This window comes from Vibrio sp. KUL78 (genome assembly GCF_059725505.1).
Genome location: NZ_AP045837.1, coordinates 986,715 through 1,007,282, shown reverse-complemented (window position 1 = coordinate 1,007,282; position 20,568 = coordinate 986,715). Strand labels below are relative to the sequence as shown.

General features: G+C 45.7%; 18 protein-coding genes and 2 tRNA genes. 10 read left to right on the top strand and 10 right to left on the bottom strand.

The window, feature by feature from the left end:
* Positions 1-146 precede the first annotated feature (146 nt).
* The 3 genes from AC6I8Y_RS04950 to yejK all read right to left on the bottom strand — a co-directional run bounded on the left by AC6I8Y_RS04950 (position 147) and on the right by yejK (position 3,939).
* Positions 147-1,349: a chemotaxis protein gene (locus AC6I8Y_RS04950; protein ID WP_234494211.1), complete on the bottom strand. Its 1,203-nt coding sequence runs from the start codon at positions 1,347-1,349 to the stop codon at positions 147-149.
* A 116-nt stretch (positions 1,350-1,465) separates the two neighbouring features.
* Complete coding sequence (locus AC6I8Y_RS04945; protein ID WP_498020927.1) at positions 1,466-2,833, bottom strand: Hpt domain-containing protein; 1,368 nt, start codon at positions 2,831-2,833, stop codon at positions 1,466-1,468.
* A 107-nt stretch (positions 2,834-2,940) separates the two neighbouring features.
* Positions 2,941-3,939: a nucleoid-associated protein YejK gene (gene yejK, locus AC6I8Y_RS04940; protein WP_042474175.1), complete on the bottom strand. Its 999-nt coding sequence runs from the start codon at positions 3,937-3,939 to the stop codon at positions 2,941-2,943.
* An 84-nt stretch (positions 3,940-4,023) separates the two neighbouring features.
* On the opposite strand from yejK, the gene AC6I8Y_RS04935 reads away from it, so the two are divergent.
* The 5 genes from AC6I8Y_RS04935 to AC6I8Y_RS04915 all read left to right on the top strand — a co-directional run bounded on the left by AC6I8Y_RS04935 (position 4,024) and on the right by AC6I8Y_RS04915 (position 7,100).
* Complete coding sequence (locus AC6I8Y_RS04935) at positions 4,024-4,251, top strand: YejL family protein (protein ID WP_042474173.1); 228 nt, start codon at positions 4,024-4,026, stop codon at positions 4,249-4,251.
* 29 nt (positions 4,252-4,280) lie between these two features.
* Entirely contained in the window at positions 4,281-6,101 is a 1,821-nt protein-coding gene (locus AC6I8Y_RS04930; RefSeq protein WP_394152576.1) for a DUF3413 domain-containing protein, read from the top strand.
* A 65-nt stretch (positions 6,102-6,166) separates the two neighbouring features.
* Positions 6,167-6,243, top strand: a tRNA-Pro gene (locus AC6I8Y_RS04925).
* Positions 6,244-6,403: 160 nt separating this feature from the next.
* A tRNA-Ser gene (locus tag AC6I8Y_RS04920) sits at positions 6,404-6,494 on the top strand.
* A gap of 111 nt (positions 6,495-6,605) precedes the next feature.
* A complete protein-coding gene (locus tag AC6I8Y_RS04915; RefSeq protein ID WP_498020925.1) occupies positions 6,606-7,100 on the top strand; it encodes a peptidylprolyl isomerase in 495 nt (164 codons plus the stop codon).
* A 48-nt stretch (positions 7,101-7,148) separates the two neighbouring features.
* Here the strand turns inward: AC6I8Y_RS04915 and AC6I8Y_RS04910 are convergent, their stop codons facing one another.
* From AC6I8Y_RS04910 to AC6I8Y_RS04900, 3 genes are all read right to left on the bottom strand, one after another.
* Entirely contained in the window at positions 7,149-7,352 is a 204-nt protein-coding gene (locus tag AC6I8Y_RS04910; protein WP_252013807.1) for a DUF2986 domain-containing protein, read from the bottom strand.
* 105 nt (positions 7,353-7,457) lie between these two features.
* On the bottom strand, positions 7,458-7,952 hold the full coding sequence (locus tag AC6I8Y_RS04905) for an NUDIX domain-containing protein (protein ID WP_498020924.1): 495 nt from the start codon (positions 7,950-7,952) through the stop codon (positions 7,458-7,460).
* The gene (locus tag AC6I8Y_RS04900) at positions 7,949-8,866 is read right to left on the bottom strand and encodes a histone deacetylase family protein (RefSeq protein WP_498020922.1); all 918 of its coding nucleotides are present in this window, start codon (positions 8,864-8,866) and stop codon (positions 7,949-7,951) included. Before AC6I8Y_RS04900 ends, AC6I8Y_RS04905 begins: the two co-directional genes overlap by 4 nt.
* A gap of 69 nt (positions 8,867-8,935) precedes the next feature.
* Here AC6I8Y_RS04900 and AC6I8Y_RS04895 point away from each other — a divergent pair, with 69 nt between their 5' ends.
* Positions 8,936-9,622 carry an SDR family oxidoreductase gene (locus tag AC6I8Y_RS04895; RefSeq protein ID WP_498020920.1) on the top strand — a complete coding sequence of 229 codons (687 nt, stop codon included), beginning with the start codon at positions 8,936-8,938 and terminating at the stop codon, positions 9,620-9,622.
* Between the two features lie 19 nt (positions 9,623-9,641).
* Here the strand turns inward: AC6I8Y_RS04895 and AC6I8Y_RS04890 are convergent, their stop codons facing one another.
* From AC6I8Y_RS04890 to AC6I8Y_RS04880, 3 genes are all read right to left on the bottom strand, one after another.
* Positions 9,642-11,591, bottom strand: a complete 1,950-nt coding sequence (locus AC6I8Y_RS04890) for a DNA topoisomerase III (RefSeq protein WP_498020918.1) — start codon at positions 11,589-11,591, stop codon at positions 9,642-9,644.
* A gap of 120 nt (positions 11,592-11,711) precedes the next feature.
* The gene (locus AC6I8Y_RS04885) at positions 11,712-12,260 is read right to left on the bottom strand and encodes an NAD(P)H nitroreductase (RefSeq protein ID WP_498020916.1); all 549 of its coding nucleotides are present in this window, start codon (positions 12,258-12,260) and stop codon (positions 11,712-11,714) included.
* A 126-nt stretch (positions 12,261-12,386) separates the two neighbouring features.
* Positions 12,387-14,390 carry a 2,4-dienoyl-CoA reductase FMN-binding domain-containing protein gene (locus AC6I8Y_RS04880; protein ID WP_498018357.1) on the bottom strand — a complete coding sequence of 668 codons (2,004 nt, stop codon included), beginning with the start codon at positions 14,388-14,390 and terminating at the stop codon, positions 12,387-12,389.
* Between the two features lie 297 nt (positions 14,391-14,687).
* Here AC6I8Y_RS04880 and sppA point away from each other — a divergent pair, with 297 nt between their 5' ends.
* On the top strand, positions 14,688-16,541 hold the full coding sequence (gene sppA, locus AC6I8Y_RS04875; protein WP_498020914.1) for a signal peptide peptidase SppA: 1,854 nt from the start codon (positions 14,688-14,690) through the stop codon (positions 16,539-16,541).
* A 110-nt stretch (positions 16,542-16,651) separates the two neighbouring features.
* Positions 16,652-17,665 (top strand): asparaginase, encoded by a 1,014-nt coding sequence (gene ansA, locus AC6I8Y_RS04870; protein ID WP_234494222.1) that lies wholly within the window; start codon positions 16,652-16,654, stop codon positions 17,663-17,665.
* Between the two features lie 106 nt (positions 17,666-17,771).
* Here ansA and AC6I8Y_RS04865 read toward each other — a convergent pair whose 3' ends face one another.
* The gene (locus AC6I8Y_RS04865; RefSeq protein WP_498020911.1) at positions 17,772-18,239 is read right to left on the bottom strand and encodes a low molecular weight protein-tyrosine-phosphatase; all 468 of its coding nucleotides are present in this window, start codon (positions 18,237-18,239) and stop codon (positions 17,772-17,774) included.
* Positions 18,240-18,595: 356 nt separating this feature from the next.
* Between AC6I8Y_RS04865 and AC6I8Y_RS04860 the strand changes: the two genes are divergently transcribed.
* Positions 18,596-19,123, top strand: a complete 528-nt coding sequence (locus AC6I8Y_RS04860) for a hypothetical protein (RefSeq protein ID WP_498020909.1) — start codon at positions 18,596-18,598, stop codon at positions 19,121-19,123.
* 243 nt (positions 19,124-19,366) lie between these two features.
* A complete protein-coding gene (locus AC6I8Y_RS04855) occupies positions 19,367-20,356 on the top strand; it encodes a hypothetical protein (RefSeq protein WP_498020907.1) in 990 nt (329 codons plus the stop codon).
* The last annotated feature ends 212 nt before the right edge of the window (positions 20,357-20,568 follow it).

Below are 20,568 nucleotides of genomic sequence, written 5' to 3'. Positions count from 1 at the left end.
AAGGCTCCCCCATCTATAAAATTTTCCGAGCCATAACACAAGAGCAAATTCACATATTGATGAAGTTTTTTCACAAACCCAACCAGTTATTGTGATTTTTACAGTCGCTATATAGCAAAAAGGCTCCGTTGGGAGCCTTTTCATTATTAGTCTGCTATTTTCCGTTCTTTCTTCACTTGAGCCCGCTTACCCAAGGCGTAACCTAATCCTAGAGGAGCAAAGAAGATCACTAAAATGAATAAGATAAAGTAAACAATCGTACTTTTAATTAACTGAATCAGCTTTTCTACAGCAAGAGTCAGTACATCCTGCGAAATCTTATCTAGGTCCTGAGCAAACAACTCGCGTTCACTATTCACAATGACTGCGATCTCTTTGCGCTCTCGCTCTATCATCTTGATCAGCTCTTCACGTTCTCGAGCAACCATATCGTCCAGCGCTTGGCGCTCGGCGCTAAGTTGTGTCAACTTGTCTTGTGTTTTCACGTCGAGATCATTGAGCAGTGGCTGAAGTTCAATCGCCATCTTTTGCGCGAGATCGCGCATGTATTCTGGATTGTTCTCGACAAAATCACGAAACGCTTCCGCGCTCACTTGGAAGCTCTGAATTGCACCACGGATATCATCGCCATTCACATTACTGTTAAGCGCTATCAGTTGAGCCTTCCAAGTCATCAGCTTTGGTGTTTGTTCGGACATTAACGACAGGCGATCTGAAACGTCTGATAATGCTTCAGGCATGGTACCTAGTGTGGTGGTCACCTCACTCTCGTCAATTCCCTGAGCCTTCAACCATTCACGATACGCAGGGACACGAGCAAACATCAGATTTTCAAAAGGGTGCAATGCAGCGAACTTCTGTACGAATTCTTTGGTGGTTGAATAGCTGTCAGACTTGAATAACGACTTGGCTAGCTGATCAATCTCGGTGCTGAGCTTAATTGCGGTTTGAGTGGCTTCTTCGGTGATAAACATAGATTTACCCGGACCAGACACAAAGAACTGTTCCATTTGCAGAGTAAACACCCAAGTATCGATCAGTCCTGCTGCGGGTGAAACCTGATAGGCAGACTGCTGTAGTCCCTCTTCCGCATGAATTTTCCAAAGTAAAATATGCGACTGATTCATCACATCTGTTTCATCGTACTTTGAGGATAGAGAATCAGCGGTCATTTCAACTTGAGTGAAGAACTCGCGGCTGAATTCACGCGTCATCAAACGCATGTTGAGCTCTTGTTTTGTCAAAGGCGTCGTCTGACTATCAAGCTGGATCTCCAATAACGAACAGCCAGAAACCAAAGTGACAAAGAAAAGAAGTAATGCACTGCGTAAGCGATGCAGATGTTTCATTGGAGACCTCAACGTCAGATAATTACTCGGGTATATTACCGCCACTATAAGTGAGCCACGTAAAATTCACGTTAACTATTGATATTTATAGTCTAAATTTGGCGAATTACTAAGCGTTATTGCTGACTCTGTGTTGAGATGTAGTCTTCTGCCGACAATATGGCCATACTCAAACAACGCTCAAGCTCACTGATGGCATCAGGCTCCAAAGACTGAGTATCTTTGAGCTGCTGCTCTGCCACAATGGCGCTTTGTCGCAGTTTTTCAGCAAAAATACTGCCTGATACGCCTTTTAACGTATGAGCTACGCGCGTTGCCTTCTCGATGTCTGAGTCCACCAGGTCGCGTAACTTTTCCGCATCATTCCTGTGTTCCGAAACGAAAACCCCAAGCAAAAGCAGCATAGACTCTTGATCGCCATCCAACGTACTCAACATATTTTCAAACTGAATTGACGATACCGAGGTTTCTTTTTTCGCTTGTTCCGTCGACTGCTCTGACTTAACCACGGCCAATGTTGGTGGCTCTGAGTCATCGGTTTGGGCTTCACCTGATGGGACTTCTCTATGATTCAGATGACGATCCAGTTGACGATCCGATTGTTTTGTATCACTCACTGAAGATTCGGTGTTTTGGGGTTCATCCGCAGCTGTGGATTGAGCGTTGCCCGCGGGCAGATCGTCTTGGTAAGAGACTAGTTCTGACTCATTATCAGCCCTAGCAACGCGCCCTCCACTCAGGCTCAGTGAAAATAAACATAGTATCGCCACTAAGCTTGCCAGTGAGATAAATAATACCTGCCCACTGACTAAGCGCTCCGACTGCAGCTCTCGTAAAGACAGTTCAGTCATAACGGGATGATTAACAACACGCTCAACCAAAAATTCGGTGTTTGCAGACTGAGAAAGTAATACTGAAGCTTGTGAGTTCAGCTCAAGAAGATGGATACGGTCTGTGCTTGGCAGTCGGTAGGCTTCCCTTTGGATATCTTCTAGCTTCAAATAAACTTGTCGGGGTTCAACGGATTCGTTGAATAAGGTATCCAATACTACTGCCGATAAACGATTGCTCAGCGATAGTGCGGGGTCACTAAGATCTTGAGGTTTGTCGTTGATACTAGTGATAAAAGTATCCATTCGCGCTTCATCGCGAGCCAACAACTGCGCCTGTTCTACAAAACGCTCTAGCAGATAGACGGTATGGGAGACATCGGATAATAAATCCGACTGGGTGAGAGACTTTAATTGAACCGTCTGGGCGTGAATGAGCTGAATTTCTAGCTCTAGCTGCTCAGAAAAGCGGGCTCGGTAAGGTTGAGCAAGGAACAGAGTTTGACGAAGTTTATCGATACTAAAGGTTATTTCGTCAATTAAGTGCGTTATTTTCTCTTCTTGAGATGAAACATAAACAACACTCGCGACTGCGATAGACCACAACAGTACAATGGCAACAGCAATACCATTAAGACGCTTGAATAGATTCAACAATCGGTCCCTCTCGACACAAAGCTAGGCTTTTCCTTTACCTTATATAGTTTTAGCACAAAGACGTCATCAGCAAAAAAGCGCTACAAAGTAGCGCTTTTAACGAATTAACGATTTCTAGTGAGTTGGTCTTTTAAGTTAGGTGGTGTGCCTTTAATCGTCAACGTATCTGTATCTGGATCGTAGAACACGCGCTCGCCTAACAACAGACTATCAAAGCTTAGGTTTAGACCACCGCCAGCACCCACAAATTTAGTGAGTTTACGAACGGTCGAGCGATCAGCTGGGAAGCTCTCTTCTAGCTCATAACCTTGCTCTTGGGTGTAATCCAAAAAGCTTGCACCTTCATTGCTTGGTAACTCTCCAGATAACTCTTTGATTTGAACTTCATCACCCGATTTCAGCTGGTCATTACAGTAATCATACACTTGCTTTTTGTAGTTTACCGTTTCGTCTTTATCCAACTGTGCATCGGCACAATAATCTTCGACCGCCTGCATCAGTATCGAGTTTTGCTGTTTGGTATCTAAGCCGACTTCGGCTTGCAAGAAGTCTAAAAAGAAATCAGCAACCTTACGACCAACACGTCCTTTAATGTAGGTCAGATAACGATTAGAACTCTTATCAAGGTCATAGCTTGTCAGGTCAATACGTGCCGCGATATCCATTTTGGCAATATCGAGGTAATCAATAGAACCAATGTTCAAACCTTCAGTCACTTGCAAACTGTTGTAAGAAGGCAGTAAACCAATGAACAGATAATCTGTAGCCAGAGACTGATATTGAGCCATCACTAAAGTGCCCGCTTCGGCAAATGGGTACTTCGCCAGTTCGGTCTTTAATCGCTCTGCGCTCTGCTGAGAAAAGCTATAGAAATCTTTCTCGCCTTTGAGCAGCTCACTTAGCCAAATTTGGAAATCACTTTCGCTCGTGAAGGAACCAAACCCTTTTCCTGCTTTCGAATTGAAGACACGATGCAGTTCAGCGACTAGAGTTTCAGTAGAACTGTCATTTTGAAGCATCTCTTGGCGATACTGAACGACAAGCTCTTCCTGCTCATTTATTGCTAACTGGTGTAAAATTACGTTAGATAGGTTCAAACTCATTGTGAATTTATCATGGTTGCTGTTTCGTTTGTGATGCAGAGTAGGGTATCATAAGCCGCTTTCATTATCATTAGCAGAGTCTTTATGCCAATTACATCTAAATATACCGATCAACAAGTTGAAGACATCCTTGCCGAAGTTGCCGCTGTTCTAGACAAACACGGTGCGAGCGCAGAACTTTCTTTGATGATCGCAGGGAATATCGCAACCAATGTCTTAAATCAAAACGTTGCTCCTTCACAACGCCAAGCAATTGCGGAAAAATTCTCTAAGGCTCTGATTTCATCCCTAGAAACAAAAGACCAACACTAAAATTTAAGAACGGATAGACTGAACGGCAGATGGTAGATAGCGGAAATTCATACGGAGAAAGAGTGTCTCGCCTAGTAGGCTGGGGACACTGGTTTGCGTTTTTTAATATTATCGCGGCGATGCTTATCGGTACGCGTTATATTGCTGCCTCACCGTGGCCCGATACTTTGTTTGGGCAAGTCTATCTGCTCGCCTCATGGATTGGTCACTTCGGATTTTTAGTTTTTGCGCTGTACCTCTTGGTGCTCTTCCCGCTCACCTTTATTGTACCGTCGCGAAAACTGTTTAGATTACTCGCCGTTTGTTTTGCCACCTTTGGTTTGACTGTCCTACTTATAGACACGCAAGCCTATCAAACGATAAATCTTCACCTATCGCCAGTCGTTTGGGATCTCTTATTCAGCGATGATACGAGTCCGATCAGCTCCGATCTTCAGCACTTATTTATCGTGTTGCCACCTATCTTCCTAGCGCAGTTAGCGCTCGCTGAATGGGTGTGGCGCAAACAACGCAAACTATCTCACAAGCACGTCGGGCGCCCAATTGCTGCACTTTTCTTCGTCTGCTTTATCGCAAGCCATATGATCTTCATGTGGGCAGATGCATTTTTCTATAACCCGATTACGGTTCAGAAAGCGAACTTCCCTCTATCGTACCCAATGACAGCTAAATCCTTTATGGAGAAGCACGGTCTATTAGATAGAGACGAATACCTTCAAAAACTCCGCGACAATGAAGGTGCTGCCGACCTCGTTAGTTACCCTTTAACTGAAATCGAGTTCAACCGTCGCTCTGAAAACCTCAATGTACTCGTGGTTAGTATCAACAATTTGCGTGCCGACATGCTCAACCCGCAAAATATGCCGGTTGCATACGGTTTTGCGTTGAACAATCAAAACTTTGTGAATCATTACAGTTCGAGTAATGATGACTTTGGTGCCTTTGGATTGATGTACGGTCTTCCGAGCAGTTATGCCAGCAGCATTAAAGCACAGGGTTCTGAGCCGCTGATGATGTCCATTCTCGCGAATCAAGGCTATCGCTTTGAGCTTTACAGTGGCGATAACTTCGAAGATGACCTTTATAGCGAAACCATCTTCAGAAAATTCCCAATGGCCGACTTAACGGCCACCGAGTCGGAGACACTTGATAGAAGCATTTCTGATAATGCGGCTATTGAGCAGTGGAGTGATGCCATCACTAATGGCTCAAACAAACCATGGTTTAGTTTCATAGAACTGACTACGGTAGACAACTTCAGTGACTACCAACCAGACTCTGATGCACTGACGGCTGAACAGCGTTTTGTTAGTGCTTACTCTGCCGCTGCTGCGGCTGCAGACGCTGAATTTGGTAAGATTCTACAAACTCTAGTCGACCAAAACCTAATGAGTAACACCGTGGTCATCCTAACGTCGAATCACGGTACAGAGTTCAACGAAACTAAGACACGTAGCTGGGGCTCAAACACCAACTATAGTCAGTATCAATTGCGCGTCCCTATGGTCATCCACTGGCCTGGGAAACTGGCCGCTGACTATACCCATATGACAAGTCATTTGGATTTAGCAGCGACGATAATGGAAGACTTAAGCGGTGTGTCGACCAGCGCGAAAAACTACAGCAGTGGTCGTAACCTGTTTGATGAGCGTAAGCGTAAATGGATCATTGCTGGCGATACTCGCGAACTCGCCCTTATAACCAGTAAAGAGACAACCGTTGTCGATAAGTTTGGTAACTATAGCCTTTACGATGAAAACTACGATCGCATTAGAGATAAGAACCCCAAGCTACCTATCTTGATGCAAGGCTTTACTGAGCTGCAACGCTTCTACTCAAAGAGTCAGTAAATCAAGCAGTTAAACGTGATATTAACCCTTGACCAGCAAAACACTCTGGTTTAGATTGATCCCATCGGACTGTAGCGCAGCTTGGTAGCGCACCGTCATGGGGTGTCGGGGGTCGCTGGTTCAAATCCAGTCAGTCCGACCATATTTCAGCCCCAAGAGAAATCTTGGGGCTTTTTACTACTCATATGTGTAGTTTTTAGACACCCAAACCATTAATTTGCCTCAACTGCTTATAATTAAAGCAAACAGTAAAATTAAGGGTTTACAAACAGTGAGATGCCCATTATTATGCGCATCAACACGGAGAGATGGCTGAGTGGTCGAAAGCACCGGTCTTGAAAACCGGCAACCGTTAATAGCGGTTCTAGGGTTCAAATCCCTATCTCTCCGCCACATTCGAAGAAGCCGCTGATTATTCAGCGGCTTTTTTCATTTCTGGCCCTTCAAAACCTAGTTCTTAAAACCTGCTACAATCAGCTAAAACACCACCTCAGAGAACATACAATGATTATCTTAACCACCACCTATGGCGATATCGAAATTGAGCTAAACATGGAACGCGCACCCGTAAGTTCAAAGAACTTTCTCCGTTATTGTGAAGAGGGATTCTATGAGGGCACGATTTTCCATCGCGTGATTGATGGCTTTATGATTCAAGGTGGTGGTCACACTGAAGATATGACCGAAAAGGATACTCACGCCCCGATTGCTAATGAGGCAAATCGCGGACTAAAAAACACGACGGGCACTATTGCTTTCGCTCGCACCGACGCCCCGCATTCGGCCACAGCACAGTTCTTTATTAACCTCGATGACAACGACTTTCTGGACCATACCGCGAAAACCAACAACGGTTGGGGCTACGCTGTATTCGGAAAAGTGACATCTGGCATGGATATCGTCAATAACATAGGAAAAGCCATGACAGGCATTAAGAAGGGTCATGAAGACGTGCCGCTTGATATCATCAAGATAGAAAAGGTCACCATCGTCGACTAAGTTGACGAGGTCGGTCTCAATAGCACAGTCCAGATGCAGCAAAGGCGCTTACTCAGTAGCGCCTTTTTCGTTCTGTTCATCGTTTGTCGGCTGAACATCAGCAACCAACTCTGGGCTCGATGCTTCTTCTGCTTCCATTTTGGCACGCTCAGCCTTCGAGATATAGCGTGGCTTGTTGCTCTTCTGCTTTTTCGCATTGGCTTTCTTGGCTTTGGCTTTCAAGATCTGATTGATCTTCTTTTTCCTGTTCATATCGGGCTCTTCATGGTTTAGCAGGTCAACTTTGGCTGCGCATGATAGCGCTCTACGTTTTATTTATCCATAGCAGCGTAGCTTAGTGGTTGATTCTGTGAGTCGCTAATTGGCGTCAAGACGGTTGATGCTCTCACCTTCCCCTTGAACATAACTACCTAAATGTTTGGCGTAATGACCCTTTTCAATGATTGGCAGCACCTCTTCACAAAGATTGGCTGGAAAGGTTTTATGCTCAGTGAGTTTTTCGATTGGCAGCCAGACGACTTCCTGAATATACTCCTCATCGTTTAAACCTTGCAGATTCTGCAGGTTGGCGTCACCCGTCCAATCTGTAATGTGATAAAACAGCTCGACATGGTAGCGCTCGGCGGAGGTTTCATAAAACTCTCGAACGCAAATGAGCTCACCAACCTCAACATCAAGATTAGTCTCTTCTTTAAATTCTCGCTTCAAGCCCTGTTTAGTACTGACATCACCCTCTTCAAAACCACCACCTGGCGGAATCCAATACTCGCCCGAGTAAGGGTCTTGAACTCGCAGCATCAAAACACAACTATCTTTAACTGCTATCCCTGCAGCACGAATGCGATGTTTCATGAAATCTCCTTAAGTTGGGCGGCTGCCTCGATCAGTGAATAATGAATTGGTACTAAATCAGCATGTTGACTGCGATAACCTCCTCCTATCACACACGCAATCGGAATGCCTCGTTGGTAACATGTCGACAGCATCCAACTATCACGCGCTTTTATACCCTCGAGACTCACCTCTAGAAAACCAAGCTCATCATCTTGATGGATATCCACACCGGCATCAAATATGACGATATCGGGTTGATGGAGATCGAGTGCAAGCTGAACCACTTGTTGAAAGCCCTCTAAAAATCCTTTGTCTTTCGTTCCGCGTGAAAAAGGAACATCAAAGTCAGAATTCGGTTTGCGCGCCGGAAAGTTCTTATCACAGTGTAATGACAGCGTCACGATGTTTGGATTGTCGTTCATCAGGGAGGCTGTGCCATCTCCGTGGTGAACGTCACTATCAACAATTAGCACCTTATCCGCTCCTCGCGTGAGGGCATGTCGTGCAGCGACCGCTAAGTCATTAAACAAGCAAAATCCACTGCCATAATTAAAATGAGCGTGGTGGTAACCTCCACTCAAATGGATGGCAATGCCTTGTTCAAATGCCTTTTCAACCGTCAACATCGTGCCACCTGTAGAGGTTAACGTGCGTTCTATCAGCCGCTCACTCCAAGGAAAGCCAATACGGCGCATTTTCGCTGCTGGCAGCGTCCCTAGTACTAAATCATCGGTATAGTCACCACAGTGGGTCTGTTTAATTGTTTCAGCACTCACAGCGCTTGGCTTGAAGAACTGAAAGGGTGAGCACGATGTCTCGGGGTATGCCTCTAATATCGCCTTATACAACAATTCATACTTACGAATTGGATAGCGGTGCCCTTCGGGGAGATCGAGCGCTGAGTAAATAGGGTGATAGATCAATGGAATCAAAGTATTCTATTCTCAATTAAACGTCTGAATTAAAAAGGTCACGCGTCATACTAGCGCTAGGAGAGCAACATGAAAACCGTATTCATTACTGGAGCCAATCGTGGTATCGGTCTCGCCCTGACGAAAAAGTATTTAGAGTCTGGGTATCAAGTCCACGCCACCTATCGAAGTCCTAGTGACGCCCTTGAGCTTCTCTCGTTAGAAGTCAGCGAATCTAACCTATCGAGTTACACGCTGGATGTAACCCATTACGAGGCTGTCGCAAAATTAGCGCAAACGCTACCTGACCTCGATATTTTTATAAACAATGCTGGCTACTACGGTCCGAAAGGCTATGGGTTTGGAAACACGGACTTAGATGAATGGCGCAAAGTACTTGAGATCAACACCATAGCGCCACTTAAATTGGTTGAGCTACTTTATCCCAAGCTTCAAAACTCACCCACTAAGATGATTGCTTGCCTCTCGTCAAAGGTAGGAAGCATGACAGAAAACACCTCAGGCGGCGGCTATATCTATCGCTCTTCAAAAGCAGCACTTAACTCGGTAGTGAAGAGCCTGAGCAATGACCTATCCTCGCAAGGGTTTACCGTTTTAGCGCTGCATCCAGGTTGGGTACAGACCGAAATGGGCGGACCCAACGCGCTGATCTCAACGACAACATCCGCGCAAGGGCTGTTTAACGTTATCCGCCAAGCCTCTATCGCTGATTCCGGTCGCTTCCTTAACTATGATGGCACGGAGTTACCTTGGTAACTAACCACCAGATCTAGTGTTACTTACTACGTCGCTTTGCGGTTCCGCCCGCACTGCGGCGTTTTTTGTACTTTTTAAATGCGGGTTTTTCGACTTTCGGCAAATTCCTTAACGACTCAGGAACGGGGCCCGTTTTAACTTGATTCATTAATTGATCAAGCTTGCCGTTAAGCTCCGACATAAAGGGACCATATGACTGCGTCTTCTCCGCCATACCTTGCAGCTGAAACTCCCAATGAGCCGTCATATCTGGGTACGTTGATTCATCTGGCAGGGCGTGAATAAGTCCGCGACCTGCAGGCGTGCTGAGTACTGACTTCCCTTGGCGTTTCAATAGCTGACGTTTAAATAGCGTATCCAAGATACCTGCGCGCGTGGCTTCTGTGCCAATACCATCGGTATCGCGAAGGATTTTCCTAAGGGACTTATCTTCAACGAAACGACTGATGCCTGTCATCGCTTGCAGCAGAGTCGCCTCTGTGAAATGTCTTGGTGGCTCGGTTTTCTTCTCACCTATCTCGCCTTCACGACAAGTGAGAACCGTGCCTACTTCTAGCGGAGGAACCGCATCGACACCCTCTTCTTGAGCATTAGCACTGTTGCCTAACAACACGCGCCAGCCGGGCTCTTGAAGGCGCTTACCTTTAGCCACAAATTGCCCCCCCTGAATGTCGAACTCCAACATCGCTTCTGCATAGACGGCAGGCGGGTAAAACTGCATCACGTATTGTCTCGCAATCAGACCGTAAACCTTTTCCTCAAACCCAGACAATACCATGCTGGTTTTCTTCGGTGTGGGGATGATCGCGTGGTGCGCGTCGACTTTGCTGTCATTCCAAGCCTTGGATTTACGACTGCTATCTGCGTTATCTACTGCCGAGGCGTATTCTTTGCTGTTGTTCTTTATCGCTGTGAGCACGTCATTCGCTTGGTAGAAATGATCTTTAGGAAGATAGCGGTTATCGGAGCGTGGATAGGTAATGAGCTTGTGTTTCTCATACAATGCCTGACAGACATCCAATACCTGTTGAGCACTCATATTGTAGCGCTTTGCGGCGTCAATCTGCAGTGCTGACAATGAGTACGGTAAGGGAGCATTTTGCTTCGTCGACTTGTGTTCAGACTTAACCACTTTAGCGGGTTGACCTTTGATGCGCTCAGCGACGTTCTCGACCAATTTGCGATTGAGTACACGACCTTCCTCATCCTGCCACGGTTTACACGCCTCACTTGGACGCCATTTAGCTCGAATATCAAAAGCAGGACCGGTGTCTTGATATGGGATCAATGCATGCAAGGTGAAATAGTCTTTAGGAATGAAGTTTTCGATTTCTTCATCACGGCGAACCACTAACCCCAGAACTGGCGTTTGAACGCGGCCAACGGAGAGTACGCCTTGATAGCCCGCTTTTTGACCCAACAAGGTGTATGCGCGAGACATGTTCATTCCATACAACCAATCGGCACGAGAGCGCGCTAGTGCGGATACTGAGAGCGGAATAAACTCTTTGTTCATTCTCATTCCATTGAGCGCCTTCTTAACCGCAGGCAAGTTCAAATCGCTGATAAGAAGTCGCTGCGCTGACTCTTTTTTGGCTTTTGAGACCTTACAGTAATCAATAACCTCATCCACCAGCAACTGCCCTTCTCTATCTGGGTCACCTGCATTGACTATTGTGGTTGCGGTCTTGAGCAGCTTTTTCACCGCTGTAAGCTGCTTAGAAGCGCTCTTTCGAGGACGCAATTGCCATTGCTGAGGAACAATAGGCAGGTCCGCTAGATTCCACTTTTTGTAACGCTCATCGTAAGCATCTGGCTCAACTTGCTCCAACAAGTGACCGATGCACCAAGTCACAACGTCACCATTGCCACACTGGATAAAACCATCGCCTTTCTTCTGAGGGTTAGGTAGTGCAGCCGCAATAGCTCGGCCGAGGCTAGGTTTTTCTGCAATAAAGAGACGTGTCATAGATGTGGCGGTTTCTAGGAATAATAAAGGTAAGCTTAACTAAGCTTACCTTTGAGAATCAAGAAAAAACTGTATAAATAGCCAGTTAGTTTTTAGGGGCCCTTCTAAGAAGGTATCGCTTTAAAGAAAGTGAACGAACTTACCCAGTTCTCGCTCGGGTACTTTCATTGGCGTGCAGCCTGGGGTGCCAACGTAGAGGAACCCGACGATCTGATCTTGCCCCTCCAGCTCAAATGCCTGACGAACATGATCATCAAACATCCACTTGCCTGAGCGCCAAAACGCTTGAAAGCCCTGAGCAACGGCAGCCATCTGCATCGCCTGTACCGCACACCCGGCTGAAAGATACTGCTCCATTGCAGGTACTTTGTCGTGAGGCGTCACCTTAGCGATCACTGTGATAACGAGTGGCGCTCGAAACGGGGCTTTTTGAGCCTTCTCAATTACTGCTTGCTCGCTACCTGCGAGTGTGGCGGCTTCGCTCAGGATATTGGCGAGTTTTTGTCTGCCTTCCCCTTGTGCTAATACAAAACGCCAAGGCGTGAGACCAGCATGGTCTGGGGCACGTAGCCCCGCTTTAATGATATTTTCTAGAGCGACCCCTTCTGGCGCGGGGTCTGAAAGTTTGGCAATTGAACGTCGGTTGAGCAACAGGTCTAAAGCATCCATAACGCGTCCCTCTTATGGTTATTATCTTGTCGTTATAATAACAAAGTGTTAACGTCTACGCACTACAATGAGAACCGATCTCAATTAGTGACCTGTTGCCTCTCCCTAAATGGTTTAAATGAAGCGCTACAGCTTGGCTGCCAGCTCCACTCCCTGGCGAATTGCGCGCACTGCATCAAGCTCACCAGCATAGTCAGCTCCTCCAATGACGTGCAGTTTTTCACCGAAATCTGGCCACTCATTTTCAAACGGCTTGACGGATTCTTGTCCCGCACATATCACCACCTTGTCCGCCGGAATCAGTTTCGACTCTCCTTTGACGGTAATGTGCAGACCCTTGTCATCGATCTTGTCATAAGACACACCACCAAGTAGGTGCACACCCCGTTTTTCAAGCGTCTTCTTGTGTATCCAGCCCGTTGTCTTACCAGGACCTTTACCGACTCGCCCTTCTTTACGCTGCATCACCCACACGTTAGTACTGGTCGTTGAATCTGGGAACGGATACAAACCACCAGGATGTTCAAGGTTTTTATCGATACCCCATTCATATAACCAGTCATCCAGAGTCTGACCTTGGGGCTCGGTAATCATACTTGCGATATCAATACCAATACCACCAGCGCCCATAATAGCGACATTTTCGCCTAGATAAGTCTTGTCACGAATCACTGTTTGATAGTCGATAACCTTATCTTTATTGTCGATACCTTCCATTTTTGGCATTCTCGGTTTCACGCCGGTCGCCATTACGACTTCATCGTACTCTTTTAGAAGATCAGCGGTGGCTTCAGTCTCTAGGTGAAGCTTAACACCAGTTTGGGCAATACGGTTGGCGAAGTAGCGAATCGTTTCTCTAAACTCTTCTTTGCCAGGTATCTGCATGGCAAGTCGGAACTGACCACCGATACGATCGTTCTTCTCAAACAGATCGACGGAATGCCCCTTCTCAGCCAGTGTGGTTGCACAAGCAAGTCCCGCAGGCCCAGCCCCAACAACGGCAATGTTTTTGCTGTTCACCGTCTTTTTGATGATCAAGTCGGTTTCGTAACACGCTTGTGGGTTGACTAAACAGGTCGCTCGCTTGCCTTTAAAGGCGTTGTCCAAACATGCTTGGTTACAACCGATACAGGTATTGATGAAATGCGCTTCACCCTGCTCGGCTTTGGCAACAAAATGGGGATCTGCCAAGAACGGTCTCGCCATAGAAACCATATCGGCATGACCGGATGAAAGTATACGCTCGGCTTCATCGGGCGTGTTGATTCGGTTAGTCGTAATAACAGGGATAGAAAGGTGCGGGCGAATCTTCTCTGTCACCCACGTAAAGGCACCGCGTGGCACTTGGGTGGCGATCGTTGGAACCTTTGCTTCGTGCCAACCAATGCCGGTGTTGATTATGGTCACGCCTGCTTGTTCTAGTGCTTTACCGAGCTGCACCACCTCTTCAAAAGTACTGCCTTGCTCAACTAAGTCCAGCATGGAAAGGCGGAAGATAATAATGAAATCTTCACCAACGGCAGCACGCACGGCTTTGACAATCTCGAGCGGCAAGCGAATACGATTGTCATAACTACCACCCCATTCATCGTAACGGACGTTCGTGCGCTGGCAGATGAATTGGTTGATGAAATAGCCTTCCGAGCCCATTATTTCCACACCGTCGTAGCCTGCCTCTCTTGCCAGAGCAGCGCTGTTAGCGTAAGCATCAATGGTTTTCCAGATCTGGCGACTGCTCATTTCACTTGGAGCAAAAGGGGTAATCGGTGATTTAATCTTGGAAGCACTTTGTGAAAATGGATGATAGCCATAGCGACCTGCGTGAAGGATTTGCAGTGCTATCTTACCGCCATGCTTATGAACTGCTTCTGTCACCACTTTGTGTGCTTTGGCATGTTTAGGCTTACTAAATTCTGCCGCAAATGGTGCGAGTCGACCGCGAAGGTTAGGCGCAAAACCGCCTGTCACTATCAGCCCAACCCCACCTTTTGCACGCTCTTCATAGAATGCAGCAAGCTTGTGTAAACCTTCTTTGTGCTCTTCGAGACCAGTGTGCATTGATCCCATAAGTACTCGGTTCTTGAGTTGAGTGAATCCTAAATCCAGTGGCTTAAGTAAGTTCGGGTACATGGCTGACATCACTTCCATTGTTTTTGTTGTGGTCTGACCAGAATATTATGGAAAGGTTAAAAAATCAAACTAGCGTTTACATTCTGACAACATAAGCAGAAAAACTTTCTGAATCTTTGAACTTCATCTAGTATGTTAAGTCTCTAATTTATATTCACTTAACCCCTCGCTGATAGATATCGGCAACTTACACGTACAATTACACTATTCATACAGCGAATTATTAACCTCAGCGCTACACTAGTAATTGATGTTTAGGGAAATGAACACTCACCTAACGTGTGATGTGGAGAGACAATGAAAAAAGTATTCCGTTTTATAGGTATGATTTTCAAAGGCATATGGAAGTTAATTAACTTCACTAGACTTGCCATTGTGAATCTGTTTTTCTTCGCCATGATCGCTGTGTTTTACTTTGCTTTGACGCAAAGCGACGCACCTGCAAAAGTCGAAACCAAAGCGTCTGCGTTGGTTATGAATCTATCTGGACCAATAGTTGAGCAAAGCACCTACGTTAACCCGATGGATTCGTTTACGGGTTCACTGTTTGGGCAAGATCTTCCTAAAGAAAATGTGCTGTTCGATGTTGTCGATACCATTCGTCACGCGTCGCAAGATGAGAAAGTAACCGGACTGGTGCTATCACTCCGTGACATGCCAGAAACCAGCCTGACAAAACTGCGCTATATCGCTAAAGCGATCAACGAGTTCAAAGCAACCGGTAAACCCGTGTATGCCTACGGCGCGTTCTACAACCAAAGCCAATACTATCTGGCGAGCTATGCAGATAAAGTCTATCTGGCGCCTGATGGTGCAGTGTTAGTTAAAGGCTACAGCGCCTACTCTATGTACTTTAAGACGCTTCTCGAAAAGCTCGACGTAACCACTCATGTATTTCGTGTCGGTACCTACAAATCTGCTGTCGAGCCTTTCCTTCGTGACGATATGTCTGAAGATGCTAAAGCCAATGCAACTCGCTGGATTGGACAGCTATGGGGAGCCTATGTCGATGATGTTTCAACCAATCGTGAAATTGACCCAGGTGTGCTAACACCGAGCATGGATGATTTCTTAGCGTCACTCAAAAACGTAGATGGTGACCTAGCGGCACTGTCTAAAGAGATGGGGTTGGTTGATGAACTCGCGACTAAGCAGCAAGTCAATGACGCTATGGTAGAGGAGTTCGGCAGCGACGGTGACGGTGGCTTCAATGCCGTAGGTTACTATGAATATCTCGCGTCAGTACCTTTTGATTTTCCTGAAAATCCAGATAATCAAGTAGCTGTTGTCGTTGCAAGTGGTTCAATTATGGATGGTGAGCAGCCACGCGGCACAATCGGTGGCGATACCACCGCAGCGCTTCTCAAACAAGCCCGTGAGGATGACAGTGTAAAATCTGTGGTACTTCGCGTTGATAGCCCAGGAGGCAGCGCATTTGCATCCGAAGTGATTCGCAATGAAGTTCAGGCTCTCAAAGACGCAGGTAAACCTGTCGTCGTTTCGATGTCTAGTGTGGCAGCATCTGGTGGCTATTGGATCTCCATGAGTGCATCGCAAATCATGGCACAGCCAACCACGATTACTGGCTCGATTGGTATCTTTAGCGTCATAACGACGTTCGAAAAAGGTTTGAACAATATTGGCGTCAATACTGATGGTGTCGGCACGACGCCATTCTCCGGCGTAGGGATCACTCGAGGCATCAATGAAGGCGCTTCACAAGCCTTCCAAATGGGTATCGAGCATGGTTACAAACGCTTTATCTCACTAGTGTCCGATAATCGCGATATGTCCGTGACAGAAGTCGATGATGTAGCGCAGGGCCGAGTATGGACAGGACAAGATGCACTTGACCACGGTCTTATCGATAAGATTGGCGACTTTGACGATGCGATTGCTCTTGCGGCCGAGTTAGCAAGCTTAGAACAATACGATGTGATGTTTGTTGAAGAGCCACTAAGCCCTGCACAACAATTTGTGCAAGACCTGATGAAGCAAGTACACGTGAGTTTGGGACTTGATATTTCTTCTTGGATCCCACAAAGCTTATTGCCAGTAGCAAACGAGCTTAAGCAACATGCGTCGCTCATGGAGAGCTTCAATGATCCAAAAGGTCACTATGTGCTGTGCCTGACTTGTAACGTCCAATAGAGGTCTCATCAGCAAAACCGTGATTCAGAGCCACCGATTGGTGGCTCTTTTATTTGTTTTGGTTATAATCGCCCCCACCTGTTCCCCCGACTAACAAAGTGATGTCTGTCATGACGAGAAAACACATCTATATCGCCTACACTGGCGGCACAATCGGCATGCAAAAGTCCGACCATGGCTACATTCCGGTAGCTGGATTTATGGAAAAACAATTGGCGAGCATGCCAGAGTTCCATCGACCAGAAATGCCAGAGTTTACTATCCATGAGTACGAGCCGCTGATCGACTCGTCTGATATGACGCCTGCAGATTGGCAACAGATCGCCGATGATATTCGCGACAACTACGACAAGTACGATGGTTTTGTGATTCTGCATGGTACAGACACGATGGCGTATACAGCGTCGGCACTCTCTTTCATGTTGGAGAACTTAGGTAAGCCTGTGATTGTAACTGGCTCACAGATCCCACTCGCGGAGCTGCGCTCTGATGGTCAGGCTAACCTTTTGAATGCCCTGCACATCGCAGCGAACTACCCAATCAATGAAGTGACATTGTTCTTCAACAATCAGCTGATGCGCGGTAACCGCAGCACGAAATCACACGCAGATGGCTTCAACGCGTTTACGTCGCCAAATCTACCACCATTGCTTGAAGCGGGTATCAACATTCAGCTCAGCAGTGGTGTTGAAATCAATAAAGCACCAGAAGGTGAGTTTAAGGTGCATGATATTACGCCTCAGCCAATTGGGGTTATCACCATGTACCCTGGTATTTCGCATGAGGTTATTCGTAACACCCTACTTCAGCCAGTCAATGCGATGATCCTATTGACCTTCGGTGTCGGCAACGCGCCGCAAAATCCTGAGCTGCTTGGTCACCTTAAAGAAGCGTCTGAGCGCGGTGTTATCGTGGTAAACCTGACTCAGTGTCTCGCGGGCAAGGTCAACATGGGTGGATATGCAACAGGCTGTGCCCTTGCGGATGCGGGTGTAATCAGCGGCTTCGATATGACCCCAGAGGCGGCCCTAGCGAAACTGCACTACTTGCTGAGCCAAAACCTTGGCTACGAAGAAGTTAAGTCTCAAATGCTTGAAGTTCTTCGTGGTGAGATGAGCAAATAACCCATTCGACACTAACGTTTTTATTGGCTGCGTGTATATCTGCACGTAGCCAACACCCTCTCATTCTGAGACTTCAAAATTAAGTTCTGCGCTTAGTAATACTCAACTAAGCTAGCTTGGCAATAACACTATCCGATGCGTCCTCAATCAAATCCAACACCAACTCAAACCCTTGGTCACCACCGTAATAGGGATCTGGGATCTCTTTGTAGCTAGATGAACCATGACTAAGAAACAGGGAGAGTTTGTACTGTAAATGGCGAGGACAACGCTGCTTTAGATCAGCCAAGTTATCTTTATCTGCCGCCAGAATCATATCGAAATCTTCAAAATCATCATCGGTGACCTGACGAGCTCGGATGCCAGCAAACGAGTAACCACGTGCCTCTCCTGCTTTTTTAGCTCTGGAATCTGGCGGATTGCCTTGGTGATAACCGATGGTACCCGCAGAATCGATTTCGACGTCAATACCGGCTTGCTCTGCTCGAGCACGTAATACGGCCTCTCCGGTCGGGGAGCGACAGATGTTGCCCATGCATACAACTAGAATCGATGGTTTCTTTTTATTATTCATAGAGTTAACACCTAATTTCGGCCAATTTTCACGTCAAAGATACAAAAAATTTTAGTCTATAAATCAGGTACTTGTGAATAGTTTTGGAGGGGTTTTGGAGCGAATTTGCCCTCAAAACGACCATTCAGCATTTATGTGAAAACCATCCTAACAAACTAATTTTCACATAAACCATTGAAAAATAGCCACATTATAAATTTAAGCGTGTTCACAAGGCTGCTTGTCAGTTTTATTTATCTTGAAGAGCAAAAAGTAATCACCAAACGGACTCTTGGGATTTGGCCGGGTGTTAGCATCAGCAATGAAAGGAGCAAAGTGTTCTCCAACTTATCTCAATCCAAGCAAGGGGAGGAAGTATGAGCGGCATTTTTACTTTACTGGCTTTAGTCATCTTTGGTTTGTTTTTGGTAACCAAAATGCGCAGTTACGAAGCTATCGGAAGCACCATCGAACCTGGCGTTAACACCAAGGAGTCAAACCATGAACCAAACTGGGTATTTTACCAAGACCAAACTCAAAGCTCGGTCGATAGCAACTCGTATGAGCCAATTAACGACACCGATTTTGCATCGATGGACTTTACCAACCAATCTCATGTCGATGATGAAGGTACCGTCATTAACCCAGCAACAGGCCTTCCAATGGTTGGAGGTATTGGCGGGCTGGATAGTATGGGAAATCCGTATGGCTACGACAGTCTGTCTCAAGGCACGTACCCAGACGATACCACCTCAAGTACTGCTAATAGCGATGTTGAAACTGATTCTAGCTCATGTACTGATCACGGCTCTGACGAATTCACTACTACAGGCTGTGATAATAGTTGCGATAGCAGTTTTGACGATGGCTTCAGCACGGGATTGGATGACGACATGTTTTCGTAGAGGTTCGTTGTTGAGGAGCTTTAAGCGCTAAGTGTAGGGGCTGGGGAGCTTTCGAGTTAGCTGTGGTTTTGGGGCTAACTCGAAAGTGGGCATCTCTGAGTTACAAAGTCTATTAGATCACGATGCATCAGAGGACTCTTCAAACGTGCTCACGAATAAAGTATGACTGTAAAAAACTACACAAAGACATAGTACGTAGTAGAATAAAAAACTGTGTTACATTTACGGCTTTAGTTAGATTAAATGAAAGAATTATTTGTATTGAAACACCCCGCTTTGTGCTTTTTTGTTTGGCTAATTTTTACCGTGGGTGGCTTTGCCTACTCAATTAATTGGAATGAGCAGTTCGCTTATACTTGGCTAGGTATTGGTGGAGCCGTCCTTACTGCTGTGACTACCGCATTAGTAGCATTCAATGGTATTGAAATAGATAGGGTTAAAAAAGAAAGGGTTAGCCAATACAAATCTTATATCCAGTTATTGAGCCTACTACGATCTAGATTGTTGTTTCTACATAAATATTTTGACGACTTTTCAAAGTGCTACAGTATGGATACAGCTGAGAGAACAAGCCACCTACCAATGTTTTTGCTCGGAGATGACCATATACCACTAGATTTAAAAGAATTGATGTTTCTTAATGTTCATGCAAGTAAAGAAAAAAGTTATTCGGGGGGGAACCCCGTAGACTACGACTACTTAAACATATCAGCCCTAAAGGAATTAGATGATAATTTCCTGAACTTTATTGAAGCCTTACGTCATCTTAACTCACAAAAAAACAAAGAAAAAAGAATTATTTCGGAAAGGTTAGGAAATAAAAAAACTAGAGCAATATCAATGAATCAATTCAGAGAATGTATACCTTTTGTTGACTACACAGAAACTCTTTTAGATGGTGAGGATGTTTTGTGGCTCTACTATGAGCTGTTGAAGCATCATGAATATGCCTATGAAGACTTAAAAAATAGGGCTGAAGAGATTTTTGATAAGCAAATAATTGAAGAGTATGGTAATGCCCATAGCTTCATTCCTGTTTCAGTGCAAGTGGATACTAGTCCAGAATTCATTCAACTACCATCCGACGAAATTAAAAAGTTACATGAAGGAGATGATTACCCAAAACTACACGTTACCGAACCTCAATTTGTAGCAAGTTTTAGTTATGTTGGCGTTCAGGCCAAAAAACTGTTTTTGCACCCTAGTAATTTTAATAGTACTTATTTAACTTGATTGCATGCATGCATACAGAAACTATGTCTCTAGAACAGATGTGATAAGTATGAGCAACATGGCAAGATTTGGACACAAAGACTAGTTTGGAAAAACTACGACAAAACGCCCTTTTTATACAGAACCGAGTCAGCTATATTACTAGTTCAAGTTATAAGGGTTTGACTCGTTTATGGTGGTGAGTATTGCTATTACCACCATAAATCATTGTG

What these genes read in the sequence shown, in the direction of transcription:
- AC6I8Y_RS04950 (WP_234494211.1), bottom strand. Translation starts at nt 1,349, where the DNA reads ATGAAACATCTGCATCGCTTACGCAGTGCATTACTTCTTTTCTTTGTC.
- yejK (WP_042474175.1), bottom strand. Translation starts at nt 3,939, where the DNA reads ATGAGTTTGAACCTATCTAACGTAATTTTACACCAGTTAGCAATAAAT.
- AC6I8Y_RS04935 (WP_042474173.1), top strand. Translation starts at nt 4,024, where the DNA reads ATGCCAATTACATCTAAATATACCGATCAACAAGTTGAAGACATCCTT.
- AC6I8Y_RS04930 (WP_394152576.1), top strand. Translation starts at nt 4,281, where the DNA reads ATGGTAGATAGCGGAAATTCATACGGAGAAAGAGTGTCTCGCCTAGTA.
- AC6I8Y_RS04915 (WP_498020925.1), top strand. Translation starts at nt 6,606, where the DNA reads ATGATTATCTTAACCACCACCTATGGCGATATCGAAATTGAGCTAAAC.
- AC6I8Y_RS04910 (WP_252013807.1), bottom strand. Translation starts at nt 7,352, where the DNA reads ATGAACAGGAAAAAGAAGATCAATCAGATCTTGAAAGCCAAAGCCAAG.
- AC6I8Y_RS04905 (WP_498020924.1), bottom strand. Translation starts at nt 7,952, where the DNA reads ATGAAACATCGCATTCGTGCTGCAGGGATAGCAGTTAAAGATAGTTGT.
- AC6I8Y_RS04895 (WP_498020920.1), top strand. Translation starts at nt 8,936, where the DNA reads ATGAAAACCGTATTCATTACTGGAGCCAATCGTGGTATCGGTCTCGCC.
- AC6I8Y_RS04890 (WP_498020918.1), bottom strand. Translation starts at nt 11,591, where the DNA reads ATGACACGTCTCTTTATTGCAGAAAAACCTAGCCTCGGCCGAGCTATT.
- AC6I8Y_RS04885 (WP_498020916.1), bottom strand. Translation starts at nt 12,260, where the DNA reads ATGGATGCTTTAGACCTGTTGCTCAACCGACGTTCAATTGCCAAACTT.
- AC6I8Y_RS04880 (WP_498018357.1), bottom strand. Translation starts at nt 14,390, where the DNA reads ATGTACCCGAACTTACTTAAGCCACTGGATTTAGGATTCACTCAACTC.
- sppA (WP_498020914.1), top strand. Translation starts at nt 14,688, where the DNA reads ATGAAAAAAGTATTCCGTTTTATAGGTATGATTTTCAAAGGCATATGG.
- ansA (WP_234494222.1), top strand. Translation starts at nt 16,652, where the DNA reads ATGACGAGAAAACACATCTATATCGCCTACACTGGCGGCACAATCGGC.
- AC6I8Y_RS04865 (WP_498020911.1), bottom strand. Translation starts at nt 18,239, where the DNA reads ATGAATAATAAAAAGAAACCATCGATTCTAGTTGTATGCATGGGCAAC.
- AC6I8Y_RS04860 (WP_498020909.1), top strand. Translation starts at nt 18,596, where the DNA reads ATGAGCGGCATTTTTACTTTACTGGCTTTAGTCATCTTTGGTTTGTTT.
- AC6I8Y_RS04855 (WP_498020907.1), top strand. Translation starts at nt 19,367, where the DNA reads ATGAAAGAATTATTTGTATTGAAACACCCCGCTTTGTGCTTTTTTGTT.